The following is an 11,942-nucleotide window of genomic DNA, read 5'->3' as shown; positions in this document are numbered from 1 at the left end:
CTCCGGTCGCTTCGCTCAGGATGACAACGTTTTTCGAGGATTGAATTCATGCTTTCCCACCCTTTAGGGAAGGGCGCTGCGGGTTGATCTACTTATTTTGACGGATTCTCTAGAAACATGAAGCGTTTTTGCGAAGTGATATATTTCATGGATTCTTCCTCCCGTTGGTCGTCAGAATGACGGCATGAGAAAATGGGCAAACAAAAAGGGCGCGAAGATCGCGCCCTTTTTACTGAATTACAGATTGCTTAGGCCGCTGCGGTTTTGCTGAGTGCCGACTTTGCCTGCTCGACGAGAGCGGTAAAGCCCGGCGCGTCGTTGACCGCGATGTCGGCGAGGATCTTGCGATCCAGATCAACACCGGCCGTCTTGAGGCCATGGATGAACTGCGAGTAGCTGATACCGTTCTGCAGGGCGGCAGCATTGATGCGCACGATCCAGAGGGAGCGATACTGGCGCTTTTTCTGCTTACGGCCGCTGTAGGCAAATTTCAGGCCGCGTTCAACGGCTTCCTGGGCTGCCTGGTAGAGCTTCGATTTTGTGAGGAAATAACCACTCGCGCGCTTCAGGATCTTTTTGCGGCGGTCATTGCGTTTTGTTCCACGTTTTACGCGGGGCATTGCTTTGGTTCTCCTTTGCGTGTTTCGTTTAGCGGCTGGAGGCAGGAGGCTCGGGATATCCCGGCTTTAACCTCTTCACTCGCTTTCAAACCTGAATCGCTCGGCCATTGCTGGCCGGGGCCCCAACCGGAACGCTTTACCGGGGAACCTCATTCCCGAGGGAATGGATCAGGCGTATGGGATCATGCGGGCTACCTTCGCGTAGTCGGCATCCGAGACGTAGGCGGTGTGAGCTAACTTCCGCTTGGTCTTGGTTTCCTTCGACGTGAGGATGTGGCGCATCTTGGACTGACCGCGCTTGATTTTGCCGGTGCCAGTCTTTTTGAAGCGCTTGGCGGCGCCCCGATGTGTCTTCAATTTGGGCATGGTTTTCCCTGCTTAGAAAAACAGTAAGTACAACATCACCCAGTATACGGGAAGTATCGGCTTTCTGCTACCGGAAGGGATGCCGAACCATTCACATTTCGTTTACATTTAATTCTATGACGAAAGCGTCGAAAGTGGACCTGGTGGGCGTCGGGTTGAACGCCACGGACACACTTATCCCCCTCACTACCTTTCCCAAGGCGGGTGCCAAGATTGAATATCGCACGGCGAGCGTGCTGCCCGGCGGGCAGGTGGCTACGACTGTGGTTGCCTGCCAGCAATGGGGGCTGAAGTCGCGGTATATCGGCAAGCTTGGCGATGACACGGCAGCAACACTTCACCAGGAGGCATTTGCACGGGCCGGGGTGGAGTCGCACCTGTTGATTGTTCCGGGTGGCGCGAGCCCACAGTCGCTGATTCTGGTGGACAGCGATGGCGAGCGGACGGTGCTCTGCCGCCGCGATGAACGCATGGTGCTGCAGCCGGGCGATCTGAAGCGTGAATGGGTGGTACAGGCGCGGGCTCTCCATGTGGATGGCCACGACACGGCGGCAGCGACACTGGCGGCGCGGTGGGCACGCGAGGCGGGGATTCCGGTGATTGGCGATCTGGACGAGCCGTATCCCGGCGTGGAAGAGCTGCTGGAGAACATTGACTACCTGATTGTGAGCCGCGATTTTCCTGTTCGATTGATGGAAATGGATGATCTGGAAGATGCGCTGCGCAGTATGCACGAGCGTTTCGGCTCCGTTCTGGCGGCGGCGACACTGGGGCAGGATGGCGTGCTGGCGTGGGATGGCAAGGAGTTCCATCACGCGGCAGCTTATTGCGTGCCGGTAGTGGATACGACGGGCGCCGGAGACATCTTTCATGCCGGGTTTATTTACGGCCTGCTGCAGGGCTGGCCGCTTGAGCGGCAGATGGATTTTGCCTGTGCGGCGGCGGCGCTGAACTGCATGGCATCGGGCGCGCGCGGCGGGATTCAGCCAGTTGAGGCGATCGAGACACTGATGGCGACGGGAACGCGGTATCGGGCGGCCTATTATGTTTCGGACCGGATGCGGTAGGGGTTTTGCGAGCCATCTATCTGCCAGCCTAAAGTTCTACCTAAAAATTTCTGATTGTTTCGCTGTTGCAGCGCTTCGATGATGGCTTTGCGGTGGATGCTAGATTTATCTTCGCGATGAAACGACGGAATTTTCTCAAGTCAGCTTTACAGGCAGGCATGGCGGCAGGAATTGCTGAGAACGCCGCCGCACAAATCACAGACAGCAAACAAAACGGCACGCCAGTGCACAGCGAGATGCCCTCCACCCTGATCGGGCCCGAGGCGGAGGCCGGATATTTTTCCGAAAAGCGGATGCATGCGGCTCTGGGAACGGCGGAGCTGAGCAGGCCTACTGATATTCAGGTGGTGGTCTATAACTTTCCAAGCTGGCATGCCTCACCGTATATGGAGGCGCGCTTCGGCAAGGGCTGGACTGAGTTTGATGCGCTGCGCAATGCGCGGACGCTCTTTCCTGGACACACGATGCCGCATTATCCGCTCTGGGGGTATTACGACGAGGCCGATCCGGCGTGGGCGTCGCGGGAGATCGATTTGGCTGCTGATCATGGCGTGGATGTCTGGCTGATTGACTGGTACTGGCATAACGGAACGCAGTTCTATCAGGAGCAACTGGAGCAGGGATTTTTAAAGGCTGACAATCGCGCACGATTAAAATTTGCCGTGATGTGGGCGAATCATGATTGGAAGAATGTATATCCAGCCCGTTCACCGAACGATGCTGCGATTCTGCTGGCGCAGACGCATTCGATCGAGGATTTTGAGAAGGTCACGAATTATTGCGCGGAGCACTATTTCAATCAGCCGAATTATTTCCGCATCGATGATGCTCCACTCTTTGCCATCTTTGACGCGGGCAAGCTGGTAGAGCAACTGCAGGTAGACGGGACGCGGCGTGCTTTGGATCGCATGCGAGAGCGAGCCATGAAGCTTGGATTTGCGAAGCTGCATCTGCAGGTCTGCAATGGATATGACCGCTATGCGAAGCAGTTGAAGCAGCTTGGCTTCGATAGTGCGACGCAGTACGGTACGTTTGGCTGGACCTATGGATTAAAGCCGGCTGGATCGCGGATTCCTTATGGCGTGGGGGCGGCGGAGGGGATTGCTGCCTGGAAGAAGATGCGGGAGACGCTGGAAGTCCCGTTCTTTCCCTGCTGCTCGGTTGGATGGGATGACAGTCCCCGCTTTGGGGAGTTTGCTGCGATTGCCATCAACCGGTCGCCAGATCAATTTGAGCGCGTAGTGCGCGCAGCTCGGCATGTGGTAGCTTCGGATGCCCATACAAAGCTGGTGTATGTTGCCGCGTGGAATGAGTGGACCGAAGATCACGTACTGTTGCCGGATTCTTATTGGGGATACAGCTATTTGGAGGCACTCCTACGAGCGGTGAAAGATTAGCCGCCTGTAGCAGATACATTTTCTTGCTCTTCGGGCAGATGCCACCTATTCTGTGCAGGCGGAGGAAAGACCTGTGGCGCACGCAATCTTCATCAGCTATCGCCGTGACGATACGGAAGGCGAAGCTGGACGACTTTTTGACGATCTTACGCGGGCTTTTGGCGGAGACGCCGTTTTCATGGATGTGGCCGGTATCGGACCGGGAACGGATTTTCGTAAGGCGATTGATGACAATGTCTCGAGCTGCGGGGTTCTACTGGCGGTCATTGGACCGGAGTGGACGACGATTACGGGATCAAGCGGTGAGCGGCGGCTTGACGATTCGAATGACTATGTAAGGCTGGAGATTGCTTCTGCGCTGCTACGCAATGTTCCGGTCATTCCTGTGCTGGTACACGATGCGCGCATGCCACATGCTGACCAGCTTCCAGACAATTTGAAAGACTTCGCGTATCGCAATAGCGTCGAGATCACGCATGCGCGGTGGAATTCAGATGTGCAGCTGCTGGTTCAGGCGCTGACGCAGTATGTGCACGCGACAAAGGCTACGGAGACCGATACTGTTCATGCGACAGTGCCGGTACAATTGCCAGCGCCTCATCCAGCTGCGGACGCCGCCCCGGCGAAGAGAAAATCGAAGATGCCGCTAATTGCCGGAGCAGCCGCCTTAGCTGTAGTCGTCATCGGCCTGGTTATCTTCTTTGTGCTGCATAAACCGTCCGGCGGATCGGCGCTCAACGGACACTGGACCGATACGAATCCGAATGGGCTTGGCTCAGTCGCGGAGTTAGACATTTCGGGTGAAGGGAATCAACTCGCCGTTCATGCGTGGGGTGTTTGCAAGCCGGCTAATTGCGACTGGGGCACACAGAATGCCACGTTCGATGGACAGACGGCCAAGGCGACCTGGAGCTTTCTGTCGAATGACAGCGGACAGGAAAAAGGCCGCGTGGCCACGTTGTCGATCTCGGCAGGAACCGACGGGAAGCTCAATGTGACGATCAACAACGCGTATGCTCAACGCCCCGGGACAGTTCACCAGTTTGAATTCGTGCGTGCACAGTAGCGGGTTCGTTAGAGATCAGTGCGCCTGCCCGAGCTTGTAGGCTGCGGTTGCCACTGCAGATAAAACGCCAGCCAGGGCTCCCAGAAGTGCCCAGAGCTGTCCTACCTTCAGGCTTCCGAGAAGGTCTTTGATAGAAAGCTCTGCTGCGGAGACGGCAGGAGGCGCAGCAGGGGCGTTCTGAGCTTCGGTGCAACGGGCTTTCCAATCACTGAAGACCTGCGCGAATTCCGACGAAAGCAGTGATGATTGATTTAAGTTCACGTGCTGGACCCACCAATCGTATCCAGTCTGGAGAAGGCCTTCGAGTTTCAATCCGTTTTCGACGAGGACGAGCAAAGGGCGATGTGTTGCGTAAGCCAGGGCTGCTTCGATCTGGTTCCAGACGGTTGGAAAATTGATCTGCGAGAGTTCGGTTGCGTCTGGACTGCCGCGCTTTTCTGAACCCTTGTCCACATGGATACGCTCGAAAGCGATGACAATGGCACCGGCGCACTCCTGCATGCATTCGGTTACGGTTTTCAGAGGCTGATCGTTGCGAAAGTAGTTTCTGCCGATGGTGCGTGGTTCGAGTCCCTGGGCGTGCAGGTAATTTTCAACTGCCGTAACGAAAGCTTCCTGCTCGGGGGTGAAGGTCTTTCCCACGCTGATGAAGATAGGTTTTAGCATGACGGTCTCTCTCGGAGATCATGGATAAAGGGTGGCGATCACTTGGTCGTTCCTTGTGTTTTAACGCTTTGTTGTTGAATATTGGTCCACTGCGAATGCTCCTGTGAAACCAGGGATTCGACACGCTCAGCAAGCATGGCATCGGGTGTCGCAGCTTCAGCATAAGGCCCGGCATGGCTCAGGTAGAGGTACTTTTCGTGCTTGAGGGCTTCGGCAGTCGAGCGGTAGTTGGTCCAGTTTTCCTGGTACTGATTCAGGTGCAGGATGCCTTCGAGGATCGTGATGAGAACGCCGAGTGCACCTGTAATCAGGACCAGATGAGGCTTCAGCCAGTCGAAGGGCAAACTGCCGAGGAAGGGGATTAAAGCGGCGGAGAGAATCTCGGTAACTTTAATCCGCTTGAAAGCGCCACGCATTTTGCGGCTCTTGCTGCCGTACCAATTGATCTGGTCTTCGAGGCGCCCGAAGGCCGGAGTATCGGGAAGAGCGGCAGGGTTAGCCATTGGTGACATTGCTTTGCGATGTTAAGCCGCTCTCAAAGAGATCTGTCTCGGCCTGGCGGCGGCGCAGCAGTCCTGCTACGACCTGGCCTCCGGCGTGATCCCAGGCATCGAATTGGGCGGCAGCGGCGGTGAAGTTGCCGGCGTTGAGCTCTCTGAGAAGAGTGGACCCGGCGAAGGCTCCGCGACCGAGGTTGAAGACGAAATCAACGAGGGCATCGAACTCTTCCTGAACGAGAGCGATACTGACGACTTGATTCACATAGGCGCATGCGGCGGCTACATCGCTCAATAACAGGGCATCGGCCTGATCCTGGGTAATGGTGAGTCCTGCGGCAACGCCGCTGCCGGTGTGTCCATAGCCGATTGTCCATACGCCGACCTGATCCTGATAGGCGGTGTACTCGCAGCCTTCGAACTGCTCGGTGAGTGTGAGCCCATCTTTGCTGTAGGTGAAATTGTTGACGCTCATGCGTGATCCTTTCCGCAAGGGTTTGTCACTATGGGGGAAGTTGGCAGCCAGCATAGCATGCTGGTGAATGGTGTGCTATCGTCTTGCGATCGTATCCTTAGTGTCTGTTTAAGCAGCCTCTGATTGCCAAAAAGTTGTGTCGGTCTTCTTTCCGGTTAGGTTTCGGTGCTCAAACACGCGCGTGAATGAAGGGGGAATCAAAACTGACACATGAAAAATGCGGAGAGCATTAGCATTTTGCTCATCATCTGTTCTTTACTAACGATGAAAGGTACAACGTGTACGCAGCGTTTTTGCTGGCTGAGTGCATCGAAGTATCCGGTATCCCCTCAATGAAGGATCTGTGACATGGCGACCAATCCGTACAACCCAGCGCCGGAAAAATACCTTGTAGCGTTTGTGATTGAAGGCGACGACGTCTTCAAAGTCACGATTGATAATGTTGTGCAGGCCGCTAATGGCGCGGGCTCCGCAGCATTTGAAGGCGTGGCGAAGCTGAAAGCTGCAGTGGCATTGTTCCAGTTAACCAACATCCATAACGAACGTCCGAATGAGCTGCGCAAAATGGCGCGCGAACTGGCTCAGGAGGGCATGCAGTTGTTGGCGAGAGCCAGTACTGCGCCGCGGCTCACGGCTGCTCCTGAAAGTTCAGTAGCGTAGCGCCTGTTGATAAAACAGGATATTGCTCATTTTCTTCTTTTTTCCCTGCCTGATCCGCCGTTTGCGTGAGGGTGCCGAAGCGTGCCCGCGCATGGCCACGTCTCGATACATACGAACGAAATTCATAAAGAGAGATTGCCGTTTTGTGGAGTGATTTTGAGTCTGACGTTGTAGAAGGCCGCTATTCGCTGGGGAAGCTGGTGCGTTCCGAGGGAAGATGCGGATGGTTTGAGACGAAGTTCGATGAGCAGCCGGCTGTCATCAGCCTGACCGAGTCGTTGAACGATGAAGCGGCGTTGCTGGAAAGGCTGCGGGCTGCGGAGAAGGTCAAAGACAGGAACGTTGCCGCGATCCTGGAAGCGGGGACTACGAGCCTGCGTGAAACGCCGCTAGTGTATGCGGTGATGGAATTCACCGAGGAAAATCTGGACGATGTGCTGCGAACTCGCGCTCTGACTGCGGAAGAAACAAAGGAAGTTGCCGAGAGCGTGGTGGGCGCACTGGTTGCGATTCACAAAGAGCGGCTGGTTTGCGTGCGTCATGAAGGCGAACGCATTGAAGCGGCGAGCGTACTGGCGGCCGGCGACACAGTGAAGCTGCGCAGCGATCACCTGCTACTGATTGCTCCGGATGCTGCTTTCACACAGCATGCCGCGCGTGATGTGCAGGGACTGGGTAGTTTGATTTACCAGTGCTTGACGCAGCGTGTTCCCCGGCAACCACTGGATGCCAGCGATTCTTCGCTGCAACAACTGCCGCGTACGTTTGTACAAGTGGTGCGGCGGGCGTGGAGCGGGCTGGCGACACTGGATGAGATTGCCGCTTTGCTGCGTCCTGCTGTTGCACCGGCGACATCTGCGCCTCCTGTACGGCCTGCCACAACTGAGAAGCAGGAAAAACCCGTAGTGGCGACGGCGCCGGTGGCGAAGCCTGTGGTGAAAACCGAGGCTGTGCTGGAGGACGAGCCGTTGCCTGCGCGTAGAAGCCTGCCAAAAAGCACGGCATGGATCGTGGGCGGCTTTGTTGTGCTCCTGCTGATTGTGGCGTTCGTCGTGCATGGGATGATGCACAGTTCCGAAGCTCCGCGGCAAATTGTGGTGGCGCCTCCGGATGCGGCTCCCCTGGCTTCATCCACTCCTGAGAAGACGGTGACCAAAAAAGCTGCAGTTCCGACTCCGGCGCCCGCTGTCCCGGTCGCGGCTGCACCGGCTGCTGCGTCGACGACAGGGAATTGGCGGGTAGTGGCGTACACCTATAACCACCAGGATCAGGCGGAGCACAAGGCGAAAACGATCAACGATAAGCACTCTGATCTGCAAGCCGGCGTCTTCTCGCCGAAGGGGAATGGAGCGCCGTATCTGGTGACTCTGGGGTCGCCCATGGAAAAGGAAGATGCTTTTCGATTGCGAAGTAAGGCGGTGCATGAGGGATTGCCGGGCGATACATTTGCGCGAAATTATTCGCACTGACGTCGTAATGAGGGGGTCATCCAAGCGCGAATATTTTTCTGAGATCCTTCGCGCCTCGGCTCAGGATGACTTCGATTCTCTGGATGTTTAAGGACAAAAGGGGCGCGATTTCGCGCCCCTTTTCAATTGCGAGATCGAATTACGACTGCGCCGTGGTGGTATTCGGAATGGCTCCCTGCGCAACAGGCGGTTTGGGAGCGGCTGGCCTCTTCGGCGCTTCCTTTTTACCAGGAGCAAGAATTGCGTGAAGCGTCGTGCCTTCCATGCGCGGCATGAACTCCACTGAGCCGGCATCGCCGATGTCCTGGATGAGCCGGTTGATGATCGCGTACCCAAGCTCACGGTGGGCCATCTGGCGGCCTTTGAAACGCAGCGAGGCTTTTACCTTGTCGCCTTCAGTCAGGAAGCGGACAGCCTGATTCTTCTTCGTCTGATAGTCGTGCTCGTCGACGGTGACAGAGAACTTGACTTCCTTGACGACAATAATTTTTTGTTTTTTACGCGCAGCTCGCTCGCTCTTGTCTTTCTCGTAGAGAAATTTGCCGTAATCCTGGATGCGGCAGACAGGCGGGACTGCAGTGGGTGAGACTTCTACCAGGTCGAGACCGCGCTCGCGCGCAATCTTCAACGCGTCGAATGGCACCATGATGCCGAGCTGCTCGCCCTTGTCGTCGATCACGCGCACTTCACGGGCGCGGATTCTTTCGTTGATACGGATAAACTGCTTAGCCGAACGTTTATCTAACTGTGCGATGGTTTTCCTCCAAAGTTTGTGGCAGCGCCACGTACCTACTCAGTATAACAAGCGGGCCCATTATTTTGAGATGCTGCTTGCAGGCAAGAAGAATCAGGGGAAAATCGACGAGATTTTAGATTCAGCCCCATCCCGTACCTGGCCTTAATTTTTTACCGGGTTCGCATAAAGACCGGCTTCGCTTAAGCCCGTGACCTGCACCGGAATAGTGTGATTGGGCGGGCAGAGCGTTGCAACCTCTATTTTGATGAAATTACTGGAAATCGCTGGGGTGGTATCCCGGTGACCGCCCTTGAGTGTGACGGCTGTCAATTTTCGTCCGATAAAGCGCTGGCGGAACGCCAAATTCTTCTGATCGGCGAGAGAACGAAGGCTCGCCATGCGTTCCTCGACTATGCGCCCCGGAACAGGCGGCATGGCCGCGGCCAGAGTTCCGGGACGCGGAGAAAATGGAAAAAGATGCAGATATGTCAATGGCTGTCTGGCGATGAAGTCGTAGCTTTCCTGAAAGAGCGCATCGCTTTCGCCTGGGAAACCCACCATGACATCGGCTCCGATGGCGGCATCGGGCAGCAGATTGCGAATCTGCCGTATTTTCTCCGCGTAGTGCCAAGGACGATAGCGCCGGTACATGCGCCGGAGGATCGTGTCAGATCCTGACTGCAGCGGCAGGTGCGCGTGATGGGCGAGGCGCTCCGGATACATGGCGTAGAGCGCGAGCAGCTGCGGCGTCCAATCCATTGGTTCGATAGAGCTTAGGCGCAGTCGAGGCAGCGCGGTTTTCTCAAGAATGGCGGCGACCAGATCGGTGAAGGGGTGTACGGGCTTCAGATCCCGGCCCCATCGGCCGAGGTTAATGCCGGAAAGCACTAATTCCTGTCCACTGTTGGCGACGAACCGCTGGACGGAGGAAAGGCATTCCGTCAGAGAGACTGACCGGCTGGGTCCGCGGGTGTCTGGAATGATGCAGAAGGAACAGCGGTTGCCGCAGCCATCCTGCACCTTCAGATTTGGCCGGGTCTGGCCAGCGTCCTCGGCAAAGGGGAGCGTCGCCAGATCGGCATGGGCGAAATTTTCGTCGGCGAGGACCGGAATGTTGTTGACGAGACGGGCGAGCGGGATGAAACTCGATGGTTCTGTAATGCCTGGCGCAACCAGAGACTTGTGGCTGTTACCGATGACCGCACTTACGCCATTTAACGCGACAAGCTCCTCGGGGGCGCGCTGAGCATAACATCCAGTTACCACAATTTTTGCCTGCGGATTCTGGCGGTGAACGCGGCGAATGAACGCCCGGGCCCCGCTATCAGCGTCTGCGGTGACACTACAGGTGTTGACGATGACGACATTTGCCTCAGAAAAGCCCGTGGCAGGGCGCAGTCCGCGCTGGCGCAGTCCGGAGGCGATGGCTTCGCCGTCCGAACGGCTGGATCGGCATCCAAAGTTCTCGACATGGTATTCTGCCACGTTGTTTAGTGTAACAATGGCAGCTTGGCAGCCCCTCATGTAAGCTGACAAAACGTGGTTTGCGGTCGGAGCTGTATTCTTTTCCCAGATGTGAAGTAAAGGTTAGGAGTGTGTATGAAGCGGCGCATTTTATTGGTAGACGATGAGGTTGCGATTCTGCTGACATTGAAGGCGGTGCTGGAGATTCATGGATTCGAAGTAGAGACAGCGGCCTCAGCGCGGGAAGCAAAATCGAAGATCAAGAACGGCACCTACCATATGGTGATGACCGACATGCGCATGGAAAGCGAAAGCGCAGGTCTGGAAGTGGTACAGGCGGCGAAGAAGGCTCCGTATCAGCCGGCGGTTGCGATGTTGACAGCGTTTCCGATGCCCGGTTCAGACTGGCGGGAGCAGGGCGCTGACGAGATGCTGGTGAAGCCGATGAATACGCAGGACCTGCTGGTGCAGATCGAGGCCCTGCTGGTGACGCACGAGGACAAGAAGCGCAAGGCGGAAGACAAGGGCCTGGAGCTGGTCGGCGCATCTTCCGAGGCTGAGCCCAAAAAGAGTCGTCCTCCCGCGCGCAAAGCAGCAGCCGCGCGCTGATCCCTAGAATTCAGCGAAACTCTAAACTTACAGAACTGCCGGTGGCTGAGCAGCTACCGGCACGATCCGTTTACGCTGAAAGCACTCACGGCAAAGCACTGGACGTCCCTGTGTCGGTTTGAAAGGCACGGTCGTCTCCTGGCCGCACTCCGAGCACGTGGTACGTGTTTCCGCGCGCACGGAGGAACCTCCGGCAGCGCGTTTGGCTTTGCAGAGCTTGCACCGTTTGGGATCATTCCTGAATTGCTTGTCATGAAAAAACAGCTGCTCACCGGCGGTGAATACGAATTCATTCCCGCAATCGACACATTTAAGAATTTTATCGACGAATTCCATCTCGCGTTCCCCAGTCGCGCTGCAGAGCTACCGCAGCAGCGGCTCAGTACCCAATTCACAGGCATAGTGAATTAAAGCTACGAATCGTAGCGATTAACCTCGGACAACAATAGGAAAAAGGGGCCCGGCCGCGGTGAGGAGCGGCGACTACCGGTTTTTCAAGGGGAACCGGTATGACGTACCGAGAGGCACGCCGATGGGACTGCGACAGGTCGTTCTTGAAGTTCAGCCCCGCCATAGTAACTCATGACGGGGCTGCAATGTTTGAAAGAGGTGATTAGTCCTGTTCTTTGCGAGCTTTTTTACGATTCCGCTTGCGTGCCAGCGCCTCTTTTACACGACGCTTTTCACCGGGCTTTAGATAAAAGGAGTGACGCTTGACTTCCTTGATGATGTCCTCCTGCTGTACCTTCCGCTTAAACCGGCGTAACGCATTTTCCAGCGGCTCGCCTTCCTGCACACGAACCTCTGCCAACTGAACTACACCTCCAAACCGACCCAGTTAGGGTTCCTC

At 56.2% G+C, this 11,942-nt stretch carries 16 protein-coding genes; 7 read left to right on the top strand and 9 right to left on the bottom strand.

Features of this window, described 5'->3' with window-relative positions:
• Positions 1 to 248: 248 nt before the first annotated feature.
• Positions 249 to 620 (bottom strand): 50S ribosomal protein L20, encoded by a 372-nt coding sequence (rplT, locus tag GSQ86_RS12160; protein ID WP_158750217.1) that lies wholly within the window; start codon positions 618 to 620, stop codon positions 249 to 251.
• Positions 621 to 788: 168 nt separating this feature from the next.
• Complete coding sequence (gene rpmI, locus GSQ86_RS12155; protein ID WP_158750216.1) at positions 789 to 986, bottom strand: 50S ribosomal protein L35; 198 nt, start codon at positions 984 to 986, stop codon at positions 789 to 791.
• A 116-nt stretch (positions 987 to 1,102) separates the two neighbouring features.
• Between rpmI and GSQ86_RS12150 the strand changes: the two genes are divergently transcribed.
• From GSQ86_RS12150 to GSQ86_RS12140, 3 genes are all read left to right on the top strand, one after another.
• Complete coding sequence (locus GSQ86_RS12150; RefSeq protein ID WP_158750215.1) at positions 1,103 to 2,053, top strand: carbohydrate kinase family protein; 951 nt, start codon at positions 1,103 to 1,105, stop codon at positions 2,051 to 2,053.
• Positions 2,054 to 2,169: 116 nt separating this feature from the next.
• Positions 2,170 to 3,450: a glycoside hydrolase family 99-like domain-containing protein gene (locus GSQ86_RS12145; RefSeq protein WP_158750214.1), complete on the top strand. Its 1,281-nt coding sequence runs from the start codon at positions 2,170 to 2,172 to the stop codon at positions 3,448 to 3,450.
• A 73-nt stretch (positions 3,451 to 3,523) separates the two neighbouring features.
• Entirely contained in the window at positions 3,524 to 4,516 is a 993-nt protein-coding gene (locus GSQ86_RS12140; RefSeq protein ID WP_158750213.1) for a toll/interleukin-1 receptor domain-containing protein, read from the top strand.
• Between the two features lie 15 nt (positions 4,517 to 4,531).
• On the opposite strand, the gene GSQ86_RS12135 is transcribed toward GSQ86_RS12140, so the two are convergent.
• The 3 genes from GSQ86_RS12135 to GSQ86_RS12125 are packed head-to-tail and all read right to left on the bottom strand — an operon-like array spanning position 4,532 to position 6,154.
• Complete coding sequence (locus tag GSQ86_RS12135) at positions 4,532 to 5,182, bottom strand: hypothetical protein (RefSeq protein WP_158750212.1); 651 nt, start codon at positions 5,180 to 5,182, stop codon at positions 4,532 to 4,534.
• Positions 5,183 to 5,220: 38 nt separating this feature from the next.
• Positions 5,221 to 5,685 carry a DUF4231 domain-containing protein gene (locus GSQ86_RS12130; RefSeq protein WP_158750211.1) on the bottom strand — a complete coding sequence of 155 codons (465 nt, stop codon included), beginning with the start codon at positions 5,683 to 5,685 and terminating at the stop codon, positions 5,221 to 5,223.
• On the bottom strand, positions 5,678 to 6,154 hold the full coding sequence (locus GSQ86_RS12125) for a lysozyme (protein WP_158750210.1): 477 nt from the start codon (positions 6,152 to 6,154) through the stop codon (positions 5,678 to 5,680). Before GSQ86_RS12125 ends, GSQ86_RS12130 begins: the two co-directional genes overlap by 8 nt.
• A 348-nt stretch (positions 6,155 to 6,502) precedes the next feature.
• Between GSQ86_RS12125 and GSQ86_RS12120 the strand changes: the two genes are divergently transcribed.
• A complete protein-coding gene (locus GSQ86_RS12120; protein ID WP_158750209.1) occupies positions 6,503 to 6,814 on the top strand; it encodes a hypothetical protein in 312 nt (103 codons plus the stop codon).
• A 143-nt stretch (positions 6,815 to 6,957) separates the two neighbouring features.
• Positions 6,958 to 8,283 carry a hypothetical protein gene (locus tag GSQ86_RS12115; RefSeq protein ID WP_158750208.1) on the top strand — a complete coding sequence of 442 codons (1,326 nt, stop codon included), beginning with the start codon at positions 6,958 to 6,960 and terminating at the stop codon, positions 8,281 to 8,283.
• A 139-nt stretch (positions 8,284 to 8,422) separates the two neighbouring features.
• On the opposite strand, the gene infC is transcribed toward GSQ86_RS12115, so the two are convergent.
• Positions 8,423 to 9,037: a translation initiation factor IF-3 gene (gene infC / locus GSQ86_RS12110; protein WP_158750446.1), complete on the bottom strand. Its 615-nt coding sequence runs from the start codon at positions 9,035 to 9,037 to the stop codon at positions 8,423 to 8,425.
• Between the two features lie 144 nt (positions 9,038 to 9,181).
• A complete protein-coding gene (gene mtaB / locus GSQ86_RS12105; protein ID WP_216841128.1) occupies positions 9,182 to 10,543 on the bottom strand; it encodes a tRNA (N(6)-L-threonylcarbamoyladenosine(37)-C(2))-methylthiotransferase MtaB in 1,362 nt (453 codons plus the stop codon).
• A gap of 75 nt (positions 10,544 to 10,618) precedes the next feature.
• Between mtaB and GSQ86_RS12100 the strand changes: the two genes are divergently transcribed.
• Positions 10,619 to 11,092, top strand: a complete 474-nt coding sequence (locus tag GSQ86_RS12100) for a response regulator (RefSeq protein ID WP_158750207.1) — start codon at positions 10,619 to 10,621, stop codon at positions 11,090 to 11,092.
• A 27-nt stretch (positions 11,093 to 11,119) separates the two neighbouring features.
• Here GSQ86_RS12100 and GSQ86_RS12095 read toward each other — a convergent pair whose 3' ends face one another.
• Positions 11,120 to 11,356, bottom strand: coding sequence for a CxxC-x17-CxxC domain-containing protein (locus GSQ86_RS12095; protein ID WP_254062361.1), 237 nt, complete (start codon positions 11,354 to 11,356; stop codon positions 11,120 to 11,122).
• Between GSQ86_RS12095 and GSQ86_RS23485 the strand changes: the two genes are divergently transcribed.
• On the top strand, positions 11,345 to 11,503 hold the full coding sequence (locus tag GSQ86_RS23485; protein WP_254062368.1) for a hypothetical protein: 159 nt from the start codon (positions 11,345 to 11,347) through the stop codon (positions 11,501 to 11,503). The two genes, GSQ86_RS12095 and GSQ86_RS23485, sit on opposite strands and share 12 nt — an antisense overlap.
• 202 nt (positions 11,504 to 11,705) lie before the next feature.
• On the opposite strand, the gene rpsU is transcribed toward GSQ86_RS23485, so the two are convergent.
• Positions 11,706 to 11,903, bottom strand: a complete 198-nt coding sequence (rpsU, locus tag GSQ86_RS12090; RefSeq protein WP_129207262.1) for a 30S ribosomal protein S21 — start codon at positions 11,901 to 11,903, stop codon at positions 11,706 to 11,708.
• Between the last annotated feature and the right edge of the window lie 39 nt (positions 11,904 to 11,942).

Origin of the sequence: Acidobacterium sp. S8 (assembly GCF_009765985.1) — a bacterium.
Lineage (GTDB): Bacteria > Acidobacteriota > Terriglobia > Terriglobales > Acidobacteriaceae > Alloacidobacterium.
Note: the sequence above shows the minus strand (reverse complement) of the source record. Positions and strands in the feature narration are given on the sequence as shown.

Coding starts and splice junctions, on each gene's coding strand:
- rplT (WP_158750217.1), bottom strand. CDS start 620: ATGCCCCGCGTAAAACGTGGAACAAAACGCAATGACCGCCGCAAAAAG.
- rpmI (WP_158750216.1), bottom strand. CDS start 986: ATGCCCAAATTGAAGACACATCGGGGCGCCGCCAAGCGCTTCAAAAAG.
- GSQ86_RS12150 (WP_158750215.1), top strand. CDS start 1,103: ATGACGAAAGCGTCGAAAGTGGACCTGGTGGGCGTCGGGTTGAACGCC.
- GSQ86_RS12145 (WP_158750214.1), top strand. CDS start 2,170: ATGAAACGACGGAATTTTCTCAAGTCAGCTTTACAGGCAGGCATGGCG.
- GSQ86_RS12135 (WP_158750212.1), bottom strand. CDS start 5,182: ATGCTAAAACCTATCTTCATCAGCGTGGGAAAGACCTTCACCCCCGAG.
- GSQ86_RS12130 (WP_158750211.1), bottom strand. CDS start 5,685: ATGGCTAACCCTGCCGCTCTTCCCGATACTCCGGCCTTCGGGCGCCTC.
- GSQ86_RS12125 (WP_158750210.1), bottom strand. CDS start 6,154: ATGAGCGTCAACAATTTCACCTACAGCAAAGATGGGCTCACACTCACC.
- GSQ86_RS12120 (WP_158750209.1), top strand. CDS start 6,503: ATGGCGACCAATCCGTACAACCCAGCGCCGGAAAAATACCTTGTAGCG.
- mtaB (WP_216841128.1), bottom strand. CDS start 10,543: ATGAGGGGCTGCCAAGCTGCCATTGTTACACTAAACAACGTGGCAGAA.
- GSQ86_RS12100 (WP_158750207.1), top strand. CDS start 10,619: ATGAAGCGGCGCATTTTATTGGTAGACGATGAGGTTGCGATTCTGCTG.
- GSQ86_RS23485 (WP_254062368.1), top strand. CDS start 11,345: ATGAAAAAACAGCTGCTCACCGGCGGTGAATACGAATTCATTCCCGCA.